The 22,215-nt window shown below is 29.6% G+C and carries 13 protein-coding genes; all 13 read right to left on the bottom strand.

Features of this window, described 5'->3' with window-relative positions; translation table 11 throughout:
- Window positions 1-4: 4 nt before the first annotated feature.
- The 13 genes from AACH12_RS00555 to AACH12_RS00495 all read right to left on the bottom strand — a co-directional run bounded on the left by AACH12_RS00555 (window position 5) and on the right by AACH12_RS00495 (window position 22,120).
- Window positions 5-2,110: a transporter substrate-binding domain-containing protein gene (locus tag AACH12_RS00555; protein WP_338536145.1), complete on the bottom strand. Its 2,106-nt coding sequence runs from the start codon at window positions 2,108-2,110 to the stop codon at window positions 5-7.
- Window positions 2,111-2,219: 109 nt separating this feature from the next.
- A complete protein-coding gene (locus AACH12_RS00550; RefSeq protein ID WP_338536144.1) occupies window positions 2,220-3,953 on the bottom strand; it encodes a transglutaminase-like domain-containing protein in 1,734 nt (577 codons plus the stop codon).
- 234 nt (window positions 3,954-4,187) lie between these two features.
- The gene (locus tag AACH12_RS00545; protein WP_338536143.1) at window positions 4,188-4,892 is read right to left on the bottom strand and encodes an ABC transporter ATP-binding protein; all 705 of its coding nucleotides are present in this window, start codon (window positions 4,890-4,892) and stop codon (window positions 4,188-4,190) included.
- The gene (locus AACH12_RS00540) at window positions 4,892-5,653 is read right to left on the bottom strand and encodes an ABC transporter ATP-binding protein (RefSeq protein WP_338536142.1); all 762 of its coding nucleotides are present in this window, start codon (window positions 5,651-5,653) and stop codon (window positions 4,892-4,894) included. Before AACH12_RS00540 ends, AACH12_RS00545 begins: the two co-directional genes overlap by 1 nt.
- 12 nt (window positions 5,654-5,665) lie before the next feature.
- Window positions 5,666-6,712 (bottom strand): branched-chain amino acid ABC transporter permease, encoded by a 1,047-nt coding sequence (locus tag AACH12_RS00535; protein ID WP_338536141.1) that lies wholly within the window; start codon window positions 6,710-6,712, stop codon window positions 5,666-5,668.
- A gap of 2 nt (window positions 6,713-6,714) precedes the next feature.
- The gene (locus AACH12_RS00530; protein WP_338537319.1) at window positions 6,715-7,608 is read right to left on the bottom strand and encodes a branched-chain amino acid ABC transporter permease; all 894 of its coding nucleotides are present in this window, start codon (window positions 7,606-7,608) and stop codon (window positions 6,715-6,717) included.
- Between the two features lie 134 nt (window positions 7,609-7,742).
- Window positions 7,743-8,924 (bottom strand): ABC transporter substrate-binding protein, encoded by a 1,182-nt coding sequence (locus AACH12_RS00525; protein ID WP_338536140.1) that lies wholly within the window; start codon window positions 8,922-8,924, stop codon window positions 7,743-7,745.
- A 432-nt stretch (window positions 8,925-9,356) separates the two neighbouring features.
- Window positions 9,357-10,061, bottom strand: a complete 705-nt coding sequence (locus AACH12_RS00520; RefSeq protein ID WP_338536139.1) for a LolA-like protein — start codon at window positions 10,059-10,061, stop codon at window positions 9,357-9,359.
- A 55-nt stretch (window positions 10,062-10,116) separates the two neighbouring features.
- Window positions 10,117-11,280, bottom strand: a complete 1,164-nt coding sequence (locus tag AACH12_RS00515; protein WP_338536138.1) for an aminotransferase class V-fold PLP-dependent enzyme — start codon at window positions 11,278-11,280, stop codon at window positions 10,117-10,119.
- Between the two features lie 136 nt (window positions 11,281-11,416).
- Window positions 11,417-12,628, bottom strand: a complete 1,212-nt coding sequence (locus tag AACH12_RS00510) for an ammonium transporter (RefSeq protein ID WP_338536137.1) — start codon at window positions 12,626-12,628, stop codon at window positions 11,417-11,419.
- A 245-nt stretch (window positions 12,629-12,873) separates the two neighbouring features.
- Window positions 12,874-14,208, bottom strand: coding sequence for a sigma-54-dependent transcriptional regulator (locus AACH12_RS00505; RefSeq protein ID WP_338536136.1), 1,335 nt, complete (start codon window positions 14,206-14,208; stop codon window positions 12,874-12,876).
- Window positions 14,201-16,303 (bottom strand): ATP-binding protein, encoded by a 2,103-nt coding sequence (locus AACH12_RS00500; RefSeq protein ID WP_338536135.1) that lies wholly within the window; start codon window positions 16,301-16,303, stop codon window positions 14,201-14,203. The genes AACH12_RS00505 and AACH12_RS00500 overlap by 8 nt, the downstream gene beginning before the upstream one ends.
- 177 nt (window positions 16,304-16,480) lie before the next feature.
- On the bottom strand, window positions 16,481-22,120 hold the full coding sequence (locus tag AACH12_RS00495; RefSeq protein ID WP_338536134.1) for an S-layer homology domain-containing protein: 5,640 nt from the start codon (window positions 22,118-22,120) through the stop codon (window positions 16,481-16,483).
- Window positions 22,121-22,215 lie beyond the last annotated feature (95 nt).

The raw sequence follows: 22,215 nt of genomic DNA, 5'->3' as shown, positions 1-22,215 counted from the left end.
AATACTATATTCTATTCTTATTTTTCATTTCATACATTTTTATATCCGCATCAATTCTAGCTTGTTTTAAATCGTATGAGGAATTTTCTCTGATTACAATTCCATACGAAGCAGAAGGACCTTCAATACAAATATCTCCATCGCAAATTTTAGTTTCTTCACACTTTTGAAATATTTTATTAAAATTAAATTCACATATATTTTCAGTTGTTTCTTCTAAAATAATTAAAAATTCATCTCCTCCCATTCTTATTATTTCTCCGTTAGAAAAGAATTCGATTAATATTTCACTAAATTTTTTTATTAGTTCATCTCCAAAAAAATGTCCATATTTGTCATTTATATATTTTAGATTATTCAAATCTGTTATGATTATTGCTTGAGGATATTTCAAAAAATCAATACTCTCTTCTATTTTATTAAAATACATTCTGCTCTTCGCGTTTGTTAGAGCATCAGTATAAAACATTTTTTCTTTGTCTTTTAATAATTTCGTTTCAACGTTTTGATTAATATAGGCCTTTAACATCCTAATCAATGCAAATACCATTAATAATACAACAAATATCAAAATTATAACTATTGCTATCAGCTTTTTAGTATTTCTATTTTTTAAATTTGGTGCAGTTGAAAGTCCTATATTTTTTAGTTTATCGTAATCAATTAAAGTTATAGCCTTATCAACAATAGAAGCTAATTCTCTCTTATCTTTATTTATTCCAAAATAAAAAAAAGATTCTCTTGATGTGTTTCCTTTCATAACAATATTTGAAAATCCTAACCCATCTTTATAAAAATCAATTACAGTTGGATTTTCAATGACATAATCAACTTTTTTATTTTCTAATTGCTCTAATGAATCTTCAATATTTTTTGTAATTACAATATTAGGGTTTTTAAGGTTTTTTTCCAAAAAACCTTTATGCCAATATCCGTCAACAACTGCTACTTTTTTATTTTCAAGTCCATAAATATCTTGAATCCAAAGACTACTTTTTCTACCAATTATAATATCTCTTTCTTTATTAAAAGGACGAGTAAAAATAAACAACTTCTCTCTTTCTTCTGTTTTAGCCATATCTAAAACATCAATTTTCCCTTGAAGCGCCATATAGTAGAGTTTATTAAAAGGAGCATGGATAATACGATATTTAAAACCTACAATATTTGAAATTTCATTAAAAATTTCACCTGCTATTCCTTCGTATTTACCCTTATTAAAATAATCAAATGGTAGATAATCATCAGGAACACCTACGACAATTTCTTTATTTCCATCTAACCAATTTAACTCATCATCATTAAATTCTAATATTTTTCTATTATAGTTAATCTTAGCCTTTTTAATTGACTCTAAAATTTCATTGTAATTTTCATCTATTACAGAATTTAATATATTTGCTAATATAGTTTCATTTTTTCTAGTAGATAACGTCATATCTGAAGTAATTGTACTTATTTCTGCAACTTCTGATACATTAGGATACAAATGCTTAAATTCATACGCAATTTGGCCTCCTGACGTTATGAATCCATCTATTTCTCCATTACTTAAAGCCTCAAGACCATCTATCTGAGAATTATATTCAATTTTTTTATAGGAAATATTATTATACAAATTTTTAAAAACGTTTATAACAATATCTCCATCAATAAAACCTATTGTTTTTTTATCTAAATCTCCTATTGTTTTAACGTCACTATTTTTTTCAGCAAAAATTGAATACGGATACTTATACACTGGATTAGTAAATGACATAAATTCCATTCTCTTTGGAGTTTTATTTGCTCCAAATAATATGTCTACACTACCATCTTGAAGTCCTTTGTAAACTTCTCCCCAGCTTTTATCCCCAACAATGTTTATTTTTATGCCTGTTTCCTTAACTATTAATTCTTTTAAGTCAATCAAATATCCATCAATGCCACCTCTAAATTTAAAATAATCCATTCCTGAAAAGGGATCCAATCCTAAATTAAAAGTTTTATTTTTATTATCAGCTAACCATTTTTTTTCATCAGCACTTAGATAATTCGTACTTGAAAAAGAAACTGAAATCATCATATATAAAATTATTGTCAAGCAAAGTATAAGTATCTTTTTCCTCATACACTTCTCCTTGTGTAACAATCATTATCTTACTTTAAAATTCTTTATCTAAGCTGAAGAAAAAATACTAATTCTTTCTTCAGCTTAGAAATTCATTTATTTCAAAACTTTACTCAGCATTTATTTTTTTAAAAACTCCAAAATTCAATCTTTCTCCAACATAAGATTCATACATTACAGCATATTTTTCATCTGGCATATTATCATCATCACCATAAATCATTTCATCGGCAACCATATAGAATTTTTTTCCTGTATTTTCTTCATATGCTTTTTTCATAGCCATCATTTCTTCAGTGTTTTCATTAGTTTCAGATCCAAGACTCAAAAACTTTTGTACTTCGGCATATGTGTTGAAATATGGAATCAATCCCTTCCCTTGCATAAAATCATCAATATTTGCTGCTCGTCCCTTTTGACCAAGATCATCAGTTATACCGACATAACCTTCTCCTTCTCCCGTTTCTAATATCAAATTTCTTGCTGTTTGAAATTCTTCAAAAGTAGAACTATATCCTTCACCTTTTAAGCTCTCACCATTATTAAGTCTTGTTATATATCCATTTAGCTTATCTGTTTGCATGCCTTTTGTCCAAGAAGTATCTTCAAATTCATATTTAGCTAAAACAGACGCAGAATTTGTTATATCTGAAACATCATCATATATTTTCCACTGCCCGTCAATTTTTACAAGCGATCTGTAATGAGCTGGTGTTTCAGTTGCAATTAATCTTACAGCTTCATAAGGATAATCTAAATTTTTCTTTTCAAGTAAAACCTTAAGTCTTGAATATTCTTCTGTCGACATACCAGGAGGTATTAAAGTATTATTTTTATTACCAAAATCTAATGTTTCACTCGGTTTTAAAATTGTATTTTCAATCTTAACCTCTAATCCATAATATTCACCTATAGATTTAAATAGAGTAGCATAGTTATAACATATACCATACCACTTAGTTCCATCTTTCATGTTTTTAATCATATCTCTAGTAGTATAAATATCACCAAAATAATAATTAAATCTCATCGCATCTGCTGCATCAACATATGTTTTCTTACTATCCGCAAAAATCATATTATTATGTTCCCACTCATAAATAGCATCAGCAATTTTTTTTGGAGTTTGACTTTTATCAATATCAATACCCAATAATTTTATATCAGCATCAGTAAATTTTGATATTGGAGAATAAGTTTCTTTTATGTTTATATTAGTTTTATCTTCATTGGTCGCACTTATATCAGTTGTAATATCAGATTTTGTATCAGAATCATCCGTATTAATTACTGGTTTTATATCATTTTCATTTTTAGAAGTCATTTTTGCAGCTATTGAAAGGCCCTTTTCCTTATTCCAATTATAATCCCAACCAAATGTTTCAACTGCATATTTCCATGTTAAAGGAAAATAAGTTATATCTCTGTATACAAGTATAGGATATTCTTCTTTTGAATTATCTACGTTAACACCTTTTATTTTAATTTTAAATTTTGGAAAATTAGCTATTTTAGAAACAAATTTTGAATTATTCGAATTCAAAGCTTGTTTTAATTTACCCTTTTCTCCATTAGATTCAATTACAAGTCCTGTTTCATTGCTCCAATTAGTTTTAAGACCCAGAGCCTGACTAAAATCCCATGTCATAGGAAAATAAGTTATATCTTTATACGATATTAATGGAAAATCACTATGGATATTATCAATACTTTCACCATTAATATTAACAGAAAAATTAACAATTTTTATTTCTGCATTTGCTAAATTATCCTCAGAAAATGAAATTCCAACACAAAATAAAACTATTAACATCATTGTTAAAAAAATTACTTTTTTTTTCATAATTAACCTCCAACTATTTTTTTTATCACTACGACCTATACATACAACATTTATATATATTTATTTTATATCAAAAAAAATATATTAGCAAACAGCTCATTTGTAGATACATTGCTAATAATATTTAATTACTTTGGAAATAAAATAATTAATTACAATAAAATTAATATTCTAATTTTATGTATAAAAAAATCCAAATCAATTAAATGATTCGGATTTTTATAGTTATAATTATTAAGTACCAAGATATGCTTTTTTTACTTCTTCATCATTAAGTAAATCCATTCCTTTACCTTCCATAAATATTTTTCCTGTTTCAAGAACATATGCATAATCTGATATTTCAAGAGATGCTTTTGCATTTTGCTCAATTAAAAGTACAGTAACACCTTCATCATTAATACGTTTTATTATATCAAATATATCTTTTACAATTAAAGGTGCAAGGCCAAGTGACGGTTCATCCATCATAAGAAGTTTAGGTTTAGTCATTAATGCTCTACCAACGGCAAGCATTTGTTGCTCCCCACCTGACATGGTCCCTGCAAGTTGCCATTCTCTTTCTTTTAAACGTGGAAATAAACTATAAACCCAATCTATATCATCTTCTACAATTTTTTTATCTTTTCTCAAATAAGCTCCGAGTATAAGATTTTCCCTAACTGATAAATTAGTAAATATCCTTCTACCTTCTGGAACTAATACAAGATTTGATTTAACGATTTCTTTCGTTTTCATATTAGTTATATCTTTTCCTTCATACTCAACTTTTCCTTCTGAAGATTTCTCTAATCCCATAATAGTTCTAAGAGTTGTACTTTTACCAGCTCCATTTGCTCCTATTAAACTAATTATTTTTCCTTTTTCGACATTTATAGAAATTCCTCTTAAAGCGTGTATACCACCATAAAATACATTTAAATTATCTATTTTCAGCACTATTCCACCCCCAAATAAGCTTCAATTACTTTCGGATTATTTTGAATATCCAAAGGATTTCCACTTGCAATTGTTACTCCGTAGTCCAAAACATATATTTTTTCACACACACCCATAATAACTTGCATATGATGCTCTATCATAAGAATTGACACATCAAATTTATCTCTGATTTCTCCAATAAACTCCATTAATTCAATTGATTCTTGTGGATTCATTCCAGCTGCAGGCTCGTCTAGAAGTAGTAATTTAGGATCAGTTGCAAGAGCTCTTGCTATTTCAAGTCTTCTTTGCTTTCCATAAGGAAGATTGGAAGCTTTTTCATCTTTTAACTCTTCGAGTCCAACATCTCTTAATAAATCCAACGATTTTTGATAAATATGATGTTCCTCTTTCTTATAAATCGGTGTTTTAAAAATCGATGAAATCAAGCTCGACTTCAATCTTAAATGGTTTGCAATCATTACATTATCTAGTACCGTTAAGTCTTTAAAAAGTCTAATATTTTGAAAAGTTCTAGCGATTCCATTTTTTGTGATTTCATGAGGTTTTAGTCCAGTTATATCATTTCCATCAAAATACACTTGCCCATGAGTCGGAGTATAAACACCAGTTATCATATTAAATGCAGTTGTTTTACCAGCACCATTAGGACCGATAAGACCTACAATTTCATTTTTCTTTATTTCTACATTAAGTTTAGATACTGCAGTTAAGCCACTAAACTTCATAGTAATATCGTCCGTTCTAAGTATAGTCATATTATCACACCCTTATGCTGATTTTTTAAATTTATTTAAAAACTTACCTTTCGTAAAATATTCCCAAGTAAATTCATTTCTTCCCATTAAGCCTCTTGGATAGAATAAAATTACCGCCATTAATAGAAATGAAAATACTACCATTCTCATACCTGGTATACCTGGTATATGAAGTGCACCAATTGAAAGTGGCTTTTCTATTACTCTAAGAACTTCCATAAGTACAGTCACGCCTATAGCGGAAAGAACTGTTCCAGTAAGACTTCCTATACCTCCAAGAACAACAATTAATAATATGTTAAATGTAAGAATAAATCTAAACATAAGCGGATCTATTGTACCAATTAAATGTGCCAATAATCCTCCACCTATACCAGCGAAAAATGCACCTATCACAAAAGAAAGCATTTTATGTTTAAATAAATTAATACCCATCGCTTCTGCAGCAATTTCATCTTCTCTAATAGCTTTAAAAGCTTTTCCATACATTCCATCAATTAATGATTTAATTCCAAACAATGTTATAATTGCAATTCCCCAGCTCCACCAAAGATTCGTGTACCTTGTAATACCCTTTAATCCCAGTGCTCCATTTGAAATAGTTTGTGTATTAGTAAGTATAACTCTAATAATTTCACTAAAACCTAAAGTCGCTATTGCTAAATAATCGTCATTTAACCGAAGCACTGGTGCCCCAATTAAAAATGCAACACCCGCAGTAACTAAACCTCCTATTATTAGCGCTATAGGAAATGGTGCATGAATCATTTGAATAAAAGGATTAATTGGAGCCGCATAAAAAATTGTTCCCTTTAATTCAGGAGACATAGTAAGAAGGGCTGATACATATGCACCCACAGCCATAAATCCCGCATGTCCAAGTGAAAATAATCCTGTAAAGCCATTGATTAAATTCATTGATAATCCTAGTATAATATATATGGCACATAAATTTAGAATTCTAATTTTATATGAATCCAGAGTCACATTTAATATTGCAATTACAATAAAAATAACGATAATAGATGCGACAGTAAGTTGATTTTTTCTTTCTTTCATATCTACACCTTCTCCGCAATATTCTTACCCATAATTCCCGTAGGTTTAATTAACAAAATAACTATTAATAAAATAAAGGCAAATGCATCTCTATAACCAGTTAATGATGGAAAAAATGCTATTGTCATAATTTCTAAAATTCCAAGAGTAAATCCACCTATAACCGCACCTTTTATATCTCCAATTCCGCCAACAACTGCTGCTATAAAGCATTTAAGTCCTGGCATAAGTCCCATAAGTGGTAGTAAACTTGGATATTTAAGTCCCCACATAATTCCGCCTATAGCAGCTAAGCCTGAACCAATTGCAAATGTTATAGAAATTATCCAGTTAACATCTATTCCCATAAGTCTTGCCGCTTCGTAGTCCTTCGAAACAGCTCTCATTGCCATTCCTGTTTTAGTTTTATTAACAACGAATAATAATAGTGCTAATACAAGTAACGTAATTACCGGAGTAATAAAAGTTATACTAACAATAGAAACTTTTCCAAAATGAATAATTGTATCAAATAAGTCCGGAACTGGCAGAGATTTTGGTCTACCTCCAAAAACAACTATTGCTAAATTTTCAATTAGAAATGACGCACCAATTGCCGATATCATTACCGACATCTTCGGTGAATTTCTAAGTGGTTTGTATGCTGCTCTTTCAACTAATAATCCAAATGCAATCGTTAGTAATATTGCTATAAGAAATGATGCCCACCAAGGAAGAACAAACGTTGTCATTGAATAAAAAGCAATGTATGCCCCAAACATGAAAATATCACCATGTGCAAAATTGATCAACCTAAGAATTCCATATACCATTGTATATCCAATAGCCAAAAGTGCATATAAACTTCCAAGGGATATTGCATTCGCTAATTGTTGAAAAAAAGTACTTAAATCCATTCCCATAATTTCCCCCAATTATTAATAATTTAACTACCCAAAAAACAAAAAAATATAACTCTTAATCATAGGATAATTAATCAAATAATAATCAATGCGATATTATCGCATTGATTATTAAAATATAAAACAGTTTATTTTGCTGGTTCAACAGTTGTTAAATATGAAAATTTTCCATCTTTAACTTGTTTAATTACAGCACTCTTAACAGCATCTCCATTAGGATCTAATGAAACCATACCTGCAGCTCCTTCAAAATCTTTTGTTTCTTTTAAAGCTTTTTCAATTTCTACAGGATCAGTAGAATTAGCTCTTTTAATTGCATCTAAAATAACTATATATGCATCATATCCTAATGCAGTTACTGATGCAGGTTCTTTATTATACTCGTCTCTATATGCAGCTAAGAATTTTTCTGACTCTTTCGTAATTGGAACTTCTGTTGTGAAGAAAGTTGAAAATGTTGCGCCTTCAACAGCCTTGCCACCAATTTCTAAAAACTCAGGTGCTTCCCAAGTATCAGCACCAACAAATGGAGTTTCTATACCAAGTTCTCTTGCCTGTTTAATTAATAATGCTGATTCTGTATAGTTACCTGGAGCAAAAATCACATCTGCATTTAATTGTTTAATATTAACTAGCTGTGCAGAAAAATCTTGATCTCCTGTACTGTAATTTGCTTCTCCAACAATTGCATCTTTATCACCAGTTAATTTAATAAATGCTTCATTAAAATATTTAACTAGTCCAACTGAATAATCACTTGAAATTTCTTTAATAATAGCAGCCTTTCTTGCACCTAAATTATCATAAGCATATTTTGCCATTACTGTTCCTTGGAATGAATCTATAAAACATACTCTTTGATAGTAATCATTTCCAAGTGTTACAAGTGGATTTGTACATGATGCTCCAACTGCAGGAATTTCAGCATCCTGTACAATTGGTCCTGCTGCTATTGAGAAAGAAGATCCCCAACTACCAATAATTGCATTAACTTTTTCCTTATCAATAAGCATAGTTGCAGCATTTGCAGCTTCAACTTTATCTGATTTATTATCAGCCAAAACTAATTCAACCTTCATACCATTAACTTCAGGATACAATTTGTTTGCTAATTTAATCCCTTCGTATTCCATATCGCCACCTGCAGCATTTGCTCCAGTCATCGGCTCAAATACACCTATTTTAATAACTTTTGCTTTATCATCTGCCGGAGCTGTACTATCAGCATCTTTTGTAGTACTTGAACAACCAACAGTAAAAGCCATAATCATTAGCACTAATACGAGTAATAAAGAAATTCTTCTTTGCATTATGTAGTCCCCCTTAAAATTATATGAGCTGCAATCATTAAACATATTAATAAATCGTAAAAATAAAAGAAAAATAAAATTTTGTTAACATTTTTTGATTTCTTTAGTCATTTATATAATCCATATAAAAATATATTTTTAGTGCAACCCTTTCTATCTATATAATACTTTCCATATTATATTTTGTCAACGAATTTTAGTATGTTTAAGTTGATATGTATATAACAATATTTTCATTTTATACATATAAATATAGCTATATTTGCTTCCTTCAATACTTTTAGAACGAATAAAATTAACTATACTTAACATTTAATATTTTAAATTATATCATAAACACGCTAAATGTGTATTTAATTTAATACAATAAAAAAACAACACCTACAGGCATTGTTTTTTTATTATATATAATATTATTTATTTAAGAACTACTTAATAACTATTTACAGTAACTCCATCAGGTATTTTAAATAATTCTGCATCAAACGGACCTTCGTTTATATCTGTAATCTCAGTCGAATACATTAATTTTCCATCAATTTCATTTTCCATTTTTATAGGCAAACTATATTTTTTAGATATCCACATCTTAGAAATTACATTTGATTCACTCGGTGAACTAACTTCTAAATAATATACATCTTGACCATTGTATTTAATTTCCTTTAATCCATTTGATTCATTTAATATTTCTTGATTAAGTCCAAGTGAGCTCATATCAAAAAGCCCCGTCATCCCTTTAGATTCACTATTATAAGTAGTTTTAGTAGCCATATTTTGCGCAGGCATATACTGATACATTGCTTTTTCTTTTCCATTTAAAATAGTAATCATTTTGTCCCCAGTACTTGGATCTTTCATTTCAATTCTAAAGCTATCGTCTTGCTTCCAATAACTAAATGACATTTCAGAACCATTAGATGTGGTTTTTATTTTGTAACTATAGCTACTCGGAATATTGTTAAGCTCTATTTTAGTATTCTCTTTTGAATCATTTTCTTTTTTCACAACACTATTTTCTGAAGTAGAAACAGTTGAATCATTTTGTTTAATTTCGACTTTATCCGTATTTTTTTTCGCACATCCTGCAAAGATAAGCATAGTAGCAATAACTAGACATAATATTTTTAACTTCATAATAAAACTCCTTTCCTAGTTCAATAAATCAAGGCAATATTTTTTTGATTTTAAATTAATCTACTTTTCTTAAAACTTCTTTTATAGAGTTTAAAGTATAGTCAATTTCATCTTCTGTATTAAAGTAGGAAAAACTAAATCTTACAGTTCCGCTTGGAAAAGTACCTAAAGTTTTATGTGCAGAAGGTGCACAGTGCATACCTACCCTTGTAGATATTCCATATGATTTTTCAAGCATATAAGATACTAAAGCATTATCATTTTCTAGAAAATCTACAGAAACAACAGGAGTTCTTCCCTCAGTTTCTAATTTGCCAATTATTTTAATACCTTTAATATTATTTAAACCTTCAATAAACATTTTTGTTATTTTTAATTCGTGATTTCGTATATTTTCAAGACCAGTTTCAAAAATAAATTTTAAAGAAGCATTAAGACCATAGAGTCCAACAACATTTGGTGTTCCTGATTCAAATTTATCTGGCATATATTTAGGTTGATTTTCGTCTTCTGAAGCACTTCCAGTACCACCCTCAATAAACGGATTTATTTGCTTACATATTTCATCAGAAACTATAAAACCTCCCGTACCTTGAGGCCCAAGCAAGCTCTTATGTCCAGTAAATGCAATAACACTTGCATTTAGTTTTATGAAATCTACATCTAAAAAACCCGCTGTTTGAGCTGCATCAACAATAAAAAATATATTATTTTCTTTAGCTATTTTACCTATTTCTTCAAGATCAAGAACTGTTCCACAAACATTAGAAGAATGAATCATAATTATTGCCTTAGTATTAGCCTTAATAGCATCTCTCACATCACTTGGATCAATTTCGCCATATTTATTACACATAACTCTCGTAATATCAATACCTTTTAATTCAAGTGAATTTAATGGTCTCATAACTGCATTATGTTCCATAGAAGAAATAATAACATGGTCATTATCTGTTAACAAACCTTTTATTATTGTATTAAGACTCTCCGTAATATTTTTAGTAAATACAACATTCTCCACTTTATCAAAATTAAATAATTTACAAATTAATTCTCTCGTTTCAAAAATCACCCTTTGCGCATCTAAAGTTTCTTCATAACTTCCTCTTCCAACACTCGCACCATTATTAACTAAATAATTATACATAGATTCCGCAACTCCAGGTGCTTTTGGAAAAGAAGTTGCACCATTATCTAAATATATTCTTTTTTTATTCAAAATACCACCTCACTATAATCTCATTTGTTAAAAAACTCTTCTCACTAAGTATACCAAACTCTAAAGTAAAAAACACATAAAAAAGGATTATATCAAATAGATATAATCCCTAAAAAGTTTACATTTTATTTTTTTATTAAATTAAATAAGCAGTTTCACCGTGAACTACTTCGTCTATTTCAGCTTCATCATTCGGATCAATTCTTACAGGTACAAATTTATCAATAATCTTAAGAATTATATAAGAAATTACAAATCCGTAAACAGCAGCAAATAAAACAGCTCCAACTTCAACTAAGAAGAAATTAGTTCCACCATAAAACAAACCATTAGCTCCAGCAGGATTAACAGCCACGTTACCTAATAAAGCTAACATAATAACACCTGTTATTCCACCAACACCGTGGACTCCCCATACATCAAGAGCATCATCCCAGCCTTTTTTATTCTTAAATTCAACAGCTAAGAAACAAATCACACCTGCTGTAATACCTATAATTGCCGCAGTCCCCTGACCTACATAACCAGCTGCCGGTGTAATTGTTGCAAGTCCAGCAACAGCTCCTGTTAAGAAACCAATAAATCTAGGTTTACCAGTAACTTTCCATTCAATAATCAACCAAGTTATAGATGCAAACGAAGCTGCAATATCAGTATTTAAGAAAGCAGCAGCAGTTACTCCATCAACTTGAAGCTCACTACCTGCATTAAATCCATACCATCCAAACCATAATAAAGCAGTACCAATAGCAATTAAAGGAACACTATGTGGTTCTGTTTTTGTAGATTTTCTTTTACCAACAAAGAATACTGAAGCAAGTGCTGCCATACCTGCAGTTGCATGTACAACAATACCACCAGCATAATCAAGAACTCCCCATTGTGCAAGAATTCCACCACCCCAAATCATATGAACGAATGGGAAATAAACTATTAGTAACCATAACACTTCAAATATCAAATATGCTTTAAACTTAATCCTATCTGCAAAAGCTCCTGTAATAAGTGCAGGTGTAATAACTGCAAACATCATTTGATAAGCAATAAATACAAGTAAAGGAATGTTATTAGTTGCAGAATGAGCATCATTAATAGTTACACCTCTTAAAAACGCTAAATCTAAATTACCTATAATACCACCAATATCCCCACTAAAGCATAGTGAAAATCCAATTGTGTACCACAAAATCGTAGTAATTCCTAAAGAAACAAAACTTTGCATCATTATAGTTAGAACACTTTTTCTTCCAACTAGTCCACCATAAAAAAACGCAAGTCCTGGAGTCATTAGCATTACTAAGCTTGTAGCAATTAGCATAAACGCCGTACTTCCAACATCAAAATTCATTATTTCCCCTCCAATATAAATTATTCGCTCTGGAAAAATTCACCATACTACTTTCCTCTGAGCTAACCTAAAATAACATTGTTTTATGTTTAATATCCACAATGCAAATCAAGATAAATATAATTCCTCTTTATATACTAGCAATTTTTATGCCAAATACTATTTTGATTTTTCAACCCATAATTAGTTTATTCTTAATTTAACAAAGACTCGTTTGTCACACTGCGACAAATAAGTCTCTTTTTCTACGATTGTATATTGTATTTATTGATTTTTCTGTGCATGGATCTTCTACTAAGTCCTATTTTTTCCGAGGCTTTTGTTATATTATTATTGCACTCTTTTAAAGCCTTTCTAATTGCTTCTTCCTCAACACTCTCTTTTAAATTTATCAATTTATTTTCGTTGCTATCTTTTTTTAAATTCAAAATTCTATCCGGTAAATCTTCTTTGCCTATAACATTCCCATCCGTTATTACTATAACTCTTTCAATAATATTTTCAAGTTCACGCACATTTCCTGGCCATTTATAACTCTTTAAACACGTCTTTGCTTCTTCTGATAAAATTTTACACCCTTTTTGATGTATTGTAGAAGTTTTCGATATAAATATTTCAAATAATTCTTCTAAATCTTCTAACCTATCTCGAAGTGGAGGTACAAAAAGTGGTATAACATTAAGTCTATAATATAGATCTTTTCTAAATACACCTTTACTAACTAGTTCCTCTAAGTTCTTATTTGTAGCAGTTATTATTCTAACGTCTAACGGAATAGTTGTTGTGCCTCCCAGTCTCTCAAGTTCCTTTTGTTGTAATACCCTTAATAACTTAAGCTGTATAAGAGGTGAAATATCTCCTATTTCATCTAGAAAAATAGTACCACCATCAGCAAGTTCAAATCTTCCAAGTTTCTGAGAATATGCTCCAGTAAAAGCTCCTTTTTCATAACCAAACAATTCACTTTCAAGTAATGTTTCTGGAAGAGCAGAGCAATTTACTTTGATAAAAGGATTATCTTTTCTGTCGCTATTTTCGTGAATAGCCCTAGCTACTAATTCTTTTCCAACTCCAGTTTCTCCATTAATATATACAGTAGCAACACTTTTAGATATTTTATCAATCATTTTTACCAATTCTTTCATTTTAGGACTAGTCGAAACCATTAAATTCTCAAAATCACTTTGATTCGTATTTATAAAGTCGTTTTCTTTAAATACTAATTCTGTTTTTTTTACCGCCTTAACGATTTCCTCTAAATTAAAGGGCTTTCTTATATAATCTCTTGCACCCATTTTAATTGCATTAATGGCTGTTTCAAGAGTTGCAAACGCAGTCATAATAATAACTTCTATACTTGAATCAACTGACTTTATCTTACTAAGAAGTTCTATTCCTGTCATTTCAGGCATTTTTATATCAGTTATAATTATATCTATACTATTAATTTCCAGTATTTCTAGTGCTTTTTTACCATTTTCAGCCAATAAAGCATTATAGCCCTCTTTCTCTAATACTCTTTTAATTAATAAGGCTAAGTTTCTTTCATCTTCAACAATTAATATATTAGTATCACACATCACTTTTCACTCCATTTCTTGCTGGAATTTTTATAATAAATTTACTTCCTTCATTTTTAATACTTTCAACTTCAATAACTCCATTATGATATTCAATAATTCTCGAACAAATTGCAAGTCCAAGACCAGTTCCACTACTTCTAGTAGTAAAAAACGGTTTAAAAATATCCTCAATTTTATCTTTCTCAATTCCATCCCCAGTATCTTTTATATGAATTTCCAACATATCATTTCCTATAAAATAAAACGAAGAAATATCTAAATTACCACCTTTTGGCATAGCCTGAACTGAATTTAAAATAATATTTATCATCACTTGTTTTATCTGTCCATAATCAATTTCAATTAAATCATTTTTATCTAAATCAAAATTAACATAAATGTTTTTTTTGCCAAAATCATGACCAATTATTTCTACAGTTTCTTTTAAAATTTTATTGATATGACAATAATCATAGTTAGGTTTATTGGGATTTGCAAAATTTAAAAACCTTTCAATCAATTGGTCAAGTCTATCAACTTCAGATAAAATAATTGAAATATCTTCATTTAATTGTTTATTTTCTTTTGTTTCATACAAGGCTATTTGTGCATACCCTTTAATAGAAGCAAGAGGATTTCTTATCTCATGGGCAACTCCAGCTGAAAGTTCACCGAGTTCAGTTAATTTTTTTGCCCTAGATATACTTTCTTCAAACCTTCTTTTGTCTTCTAAATTTCTTATAACTACTGTTAGACCAATCAAGTTTCCATTAAAATCCGTCTGTTTCAATGTACTAAACACAAATGGAATTAATTCATCTTTGCTAGATGTTAAGTAACATATTTTTTCGTTAATTCTATTATCTGATTCTAAGGAAATTGACAATGCTTTAGTAAAATTTTTAAGCTTTTCTCCGAAATCATTATATAGGTTTTTATTTACGAATTCATCTTCACTAACATCTAAAATTTTTAGAGCTACATCATTTATACTACGAATATTTCCTTTACTATCTACCGTTATTATACCATTAGGCATACTCTTAAATAAAAGATCAAAACTTTTTCTTATTTCTTCTATATATATAGATTCACCTGATTTTTCAAGTACTCTTTGCATCATAAATTCAAGTTCTTCAAGAAGAATATCAAATGAATCTGTTAATTTTCTTATTTCATTACTTGTAATATTACTTGAAGAATATTTTTCGTTTTTCAGTGTAAATTTACTCATCCTATTCATAAGATTTTTAATTGGTTTTGTAATTTGAGAAGATATTAAAAGCGAAAAAGCAAATAACAATACTATTGAAATAATAATTACAAAGAAAAAATATTTCTCTATATCATTCATAATTGAGAAAGCTTCATTATAGGGTTGTATTACAGAAACCAGCCATCCATTTTTTTGCGAATAATATTTTTTTATGGGATGAATAGCTCTTATAAATTTATGTCCATCAATAATTATATTTCCATATTGATTTTCATTTTCACTTTCTATAGTCTTTTCTAAAATCGCATAGCCTGTTTTTCCAATTTTTACACCTTCTATTATTTCTGAAATTGAAGCAAAATTCATTTTTTCTACAATGTATCCCATTTTTTTATTTTTTTTATTAACTATTACTTTAGAAAACACTAAAAAATATTTTTCGGTTTTTTCATCATAAATAAAATCTGAAATATAAGATTCATTCGTTATTATTCTTTTTAAAATATCATTAGATATACCTATGTTTTTATCAATTTTTGTTGTTAATATCACACTACCATAATCATCTATTAGACTTATACTATCATATGTATTATAGGCTTTTACAACATTGTTTATATAACTCTGTTTGGCTTCACTCGGTATATTATCCATAGAAAAAATTTTTGAATCAGCAAGCACTTTAAGATCTGCGTTTCTTTCAAATAAAAACCTATCTATTTTATTTGCAGTTTCTTTTGCAAGCGTAATCATTTCAGTCCTTTTAAATCCACTATAATTATTATATGTATTTTTATAAAATGCAACTCCTAAAAAAAAGGTAAGTACAACTGACATAACAAAAAACATAAGCATTATTTTTGTCTGTAAAGATTTATTACTAATATTTTTAATCATTATAACCACTCCTAAAACTATTATAACATAGAAGGTTTCAAGGTATTAATTTCAATTATTTTTAAATTAAATTATTTTTGATAACTTTTTTCCAAAATACACATTTTTAAATTAAATAACTAAAAAAACAACCCATTAATTTCTATTTTAATGGGTTGTTTAGTGTTAATATTAATTTTATTGATCTAATAATCTTTTTAAAACAACAATACCTTGAGCTCTTGTAGTAGTATCTTTTGGTTTAAAATTATTATCATTAAAACCAGTTACTATTCCATTATAAAGAGCTCCATCAACAGCCTTTCTTGCCCAGCTACTAATTTCATCATTATCATTAAAGCTCGCCATAGTTCCTTTAATTTCACGACCTTTTATGTTTTTGTAAGCATTTGCAATCATTACTGCCATTTCTTCTCTCGTAACATTAGAATTTGGATCAAACATATCATTTCCAACGCCATTAACAATACCATATTTTGCTGCTAAACATACATAATCATGATACCAACTACCTTCTTTAACATCTTTAAATTTTTTTGTCCAAACACCATCTAAATTTAAAGCTTTGACCAAAAGCGTTGCAAATTGAGCACGTGTCATAGTCTTGTCTGGTCCATAAATATTTTCAGAAATACCATTGGTAATATGCTTTGATGCCATAATTTCTATAGTATCTTTAGCCCAATGATTCTCAATGTCATCAAAGGTTTTTTTATACTCCATAACAGTATAAATACTAAAGTGCGGTGGATCAAATGATAAGGTTTTTGTATTTGCATTTAATTTTGATCTAACAAAATCCCACTTTCCATTTTCCATATTATAAACATAAACATTCAACTTTTCAATATTTTCGCTAGTCAAATCAATCCCTATAACAGGAATTGTAATTTTCGGTTTAGAAACTAAAGATTTAACATCTTTACCTTCATCATTTTTATAACTTACACTAAAATCGTAAAGTTTTCCTATGCTTACAATTTTACCACCCTCGGAATTATTAATGTTTGAAGTAAGCTGTTCTTTTTTATTATTTGATACCTCTTTATTTGTTACTTTAACATTTACATTTTCTTCTGAGGACTGAATACCTTCAGTCGGAATTTCAAATTCTACGCCCTTAACATTCAATAAAAGATCTACATTTATCGAACTTAGAAGTTTTAATGATTTATTATTAATATCAATATTTACTTCTTTTTTGCTTTGAATTTTATTAGGAATATCCATACTAATAGTAGCGTTAACAGATCCCGAAACATCCGCCATTTGATTATCTATAAATAATTGTTTCATATCTTTCTTCATTTTAACAGCATTTTGAGCTGCTAATTTTAAATTTGCTTCACTTACTACTATGCTGGCATCATTAATATTTTCATTAATACTTAAATCATCAGATTTTATTGTTCCAGCTTTTGTAACAACATTTTCTGCAACTTTAACTAGTTTGTCTTTTAAATCACCTGAATTTATATTATTTTTATCAGACTTTATAGCTACAGAAGCTGTTTGATCTACAAATTTTTCCATAAGATTTTGTGCTTCTTTAGATGATATATTTAAAGAAATAGTATTTACAATTACATTATCTAAAATATCTTCAGATACTTTAGTAGATAATTTAGCATCATCTTTAATAAAAGTAAATGTTTTAATTGCAATATCATCTATCATACTATTACTCCATTTTAAAGCAACTTCAGGATCTAAATTTTTTCTTTCAACAAGAGACTGAATCACTTTTGAAGTATCTTGAGTAGCAGATGCGATATCACTATTACTTAAATTTTCTTTACTTAAAAGTATTCCAACAGCATCAAATACATTTCTAGTTAAGTCTTGTGCTTTAACATCTGATAGCGTTTTATCTTTTAGTGTTTCAGCAGCATTAACACTTAATGTCACTACATCACTTTTAGCATCTTGTGTTGATGCATTTTTAATATTATTTAATACTTCATCTGCAAGATTCAAAGTAGTATCTGTCGAAACAATTGGAACATAAACTCCACCCGAACTTTCTTTTTTATCAGAACTTGAATCGGTAGATGAACTTGATGTATCATTTACAATTATTAATTTTGTAACAGATTGTCCCTCATATGTTACTGTAATAGTTGCAGTTCCTGAACTTATACCTTGAACTCTACCATTTTGTACAGTTGCAACACTTGTATCACTGCTTTCCCAGCCTACACTACTTGTAATATCGACTGTATTTGTACCATCAAATGCAGTTAAAAGTAGGTCAATCGAAGTCCCAACATTCAAGCTACTTGAACCTTCAGTACTGAATTCTATAGTTTTAGCAACTATAAACTGATCTTGAATTGTATGTCCTAAATATTTTCCTTCTGAGAAAGTCAAGGTTATATTATAAGAAGCTGCATCTAAACCTGATGAAAGTGGGAAAGTAATTGTATCATCTGATTCATTAATAGTTACATTACTAGCTGAAATAACATTAGTCCCAACTACTATCGATGGCTTATTTGTTGAATCATCTAAGTCAATATTTTTCGAAGAAATAACCATATTAAAAGTATCATATCCTACCGAAACAATTGACTTACTAAGGCTGATTGTACTTGATAATACAGATATACTTGATACATACTCATTTCCACCTGCCGTAATATTTACTGCATTAACACCTGATGAAATTCCACTTGGAACTGTAAAAGCAAAATAACCATTATCTATTACAGGAGTTACTGAAATTCCTCCAACCGATATTGATATATTGCTTAAACCTATCGATGTATCAATACCACTAATTTTAATTACCCTAACTCCAGCTTCTAATGTTTGAATTGTAGTTGGACTTACATCAATATTTGTTACAACCATAGGATACGTACCACTTTGTCCACCATAAGTCGCTGTAACTGTTGCTTCTCCGACAGAGCTTCCAGTAACTAAGCCTTTAGTAATACTAGATAAAGTAATATTTGAATTACTTGCAGTCCAATTCGCATTATTTGTAATTACTTCACTTGTGCCATCACCATAAATCGCTGTAGCTACAAGCTGAATATCTTCAGCAATTTTAATAGATGAAGATGAATCTGTAACACTAATGCTAGTAGGACCGAATACAGTAAAACTAATAGAATCCGTTTGTCCATCATATGTTGCACTAATTGTTGTAGTCCCCGCTCCTACTATTGAAACTACACCACCACTTACGGTTGCAACTCCTGTATCTGATGAATTCCAAATTGAAGTGCTTGTCTTATTATTACTTGCAGATCCATTTACAATCGTTCCAGTTGCAGTATATGAAAAAGTAGAACTATCATTTTGATACACCGCTTTATCTCCTGCTAAAGAACCATCTATCCACAATTGTAAATCACTAATTTCATTTTTAATTTGGTAATCACTTATAGTTAAGGTGTTTCCACTGTAATCTCCCGAAGCCCACGTTAAGTCTATAGTAGGATAACTTGCAGATAATCCAGTAGGTAAAGCTAGTGTAAGTATATTACTAGTTTCATCCACTGTAACATCACTTGAATCTACCAACTGACTTGCAACAGTAACTGTTGGTTTTGTTGAGCTTGTAAATACTAAGGTGTCATTTCCTTGAATAACTACCGACTTATCAGTATATCCAAAAACTTTATAGGCTGGATCATAACTAGTTTGCTTACTTTTTACAATTGAAATAGATGTTTCATAATCAATAGATGAATCATTATTATTATCTATACTTATATCTACGATACCTTCCGATAGGTTTTTCGGCAAAGTATAGGTAATTTTAGAAGATGTTTTATTATAATCAGATGAGGATATTACATTTCCATCTATTTTTAAAACAATAGTATCTCCAAAAGTAAAACCTTCAGCATTTATTCCTAGGGTTTTATTACCTAACTCTAAAGTATAATAAATACCATTGTCTAATGTAATACCATTATTTGATGCAATTAAAGCACTTGTTTTACTTGCAGTTTCTGATATAGTTGCACTGTTTGTTTCAACCGAAATATCATATGTTCCATTTTCAGTTATTGTATTTGGAATCAAATCAAACTTTAAAGTTGTATCATCAATCACATTAACATTTTGTGTTGTTTCTCCGCTAACTCCAATAATATCTATAGTTGGTGTTCCACTTTCAAAATGTGTATTTGTACCAATTACAGTAATAGTTTTAGCTACAGTACCGGTTCTTAATACTGATTTTGGAGAAATATTTTCAATTGATGCTGAAGTAGCTACTGTAAAAGTTGTTGTAATTACATCTGAAGTAGATGAATCACCGTCTATATCTACACTTACAGTATAGCTTCCTGTAGGCAATCCAGCTGCTAGGGTTGCACTTATTTTTGTCGCTGATGTATAACTTTCACCTGTAGCCACATCCGTAGAAGATCCATTTAAGACTGTAATTGTTGTATCGGCTGTAAAAGTTGTATTTGTTCCATTTACATCTAAAGTAAATCCCTTATATCCATCTGCAAGAGCTGTTCCTGAAACTGCAGTTGTATTAAATCCTAGAGAAATCGTTGGGTCAACTACGCTTAAGGTTGCACTAACAACTTCACTTCCTGTGGTTGCAGTAATAGTCAAATCACCGATTCCGATGGTTGAAGTCCATTTTGCCAAAGTAAAACTTATTTCTTGCCCCGAAATGCTTGGTGTACCTACAATTTGCTCCGTAGAATTTTCAAGTTTTGTCGAACCTTTAAAAACAGAAAGTGTAGTTTCACCACTTGCAAAACTTGAATTTGTACCTACCAATTTAAGAGTCTGCTGAGGATAGTACTTACCTAAACTTGAAACAACAGATTCGTCTGACTGTTTTTTTATTAGGCCAGTCGGATTATTCACAACTAAAGTTGTTGTTGCAGTTTCACTTCCAGTCTTCACTTGAATTGTATACGTTCCAACAGATAGTCCTGTACTTACATTCATGGCAATCGCAGTTGAATTCGTAATAGCCGGAGTACCAGCTTTTCCCGTTTCTGCACCATCACTATCAAGTATTTGTACTTTTGTAGATGAGTCAAAACCAGTATTTGTTCCCGTGATATTTATCGCAGTAAGACTATAACCTGCATTTAGTGTTTTTGTGTCTGTTACTATGCTAGGCGTTGATCTTACTTTTATTCCATTAGTAACGTTAATAACTTCTTTATCAGTTGTAATTCTTACATCATAATCTCCAGATGTTAAACCTGTACTAACTTTAAAAGTAAGTGTTTGTGTATTACTCGTTCCATCTGTAACCGTTGTAACACTTGCCGTTTCTTTCACGGTATCATTTTGAAGCAATTCTACAGTAGTTTTACCCAAAGAAAAATTAGTATATTGTCCTACTATAGATACTGTCTGCTGAGAATCATAATCTTTAGCAATGCTAGTAAAAGGGGTTGTTGTTGTAATAGTTGGGTCAGCAATAATAAAATTACCTGCATTGTAATACTTTTGACCACTTCCAGTGTCTCCCGCTGGATCACCTATTATAATTGAATAAGTTCCATTATCAACTCCTATAGGTATTGAAAATTTAATAACTGTCGCAGATGATTCTATAATTGAAAGAGACTGTGACACACCTGACGAAGAAACCAACGCAGGGAATGCTGATCCTACAGTAAAGGCAGTTTTATCAGCTGTAACCGTAACAATTTGAGGTAATAAAGCACTGCTAGAATAACTCGGAGTTACAGTGAATGTAACACCATCCACCGCTTCTGATACACTACCATTGAAATTCATTAATAATATTAGTAGTACGCATACTACACTAATAAACATTGATGCTAATCTCTTTGAAAATTTATAATTATGCTGCATCATTTATTCACCTTCTTTTTTTATAATTTACTATAAAATATACCTGAAGTTTACAATATTTTTATTATTCAATTGTAAACTCCAGATTAAATTAATCT

Origin of the sequence: Helicovermis profundi, assembly GCF_033097505.1 — a bacterium.
GTDB classification, from domain to species: Bacteria; Bacillota; Clostridia; order Peptostreptococcales; family Acidaminobacteraceae; genus Helicovermis; species Helicovermis profundi.
This window is presented reverse-complemented; position numbering and strand designations above follow the sequence as displayed.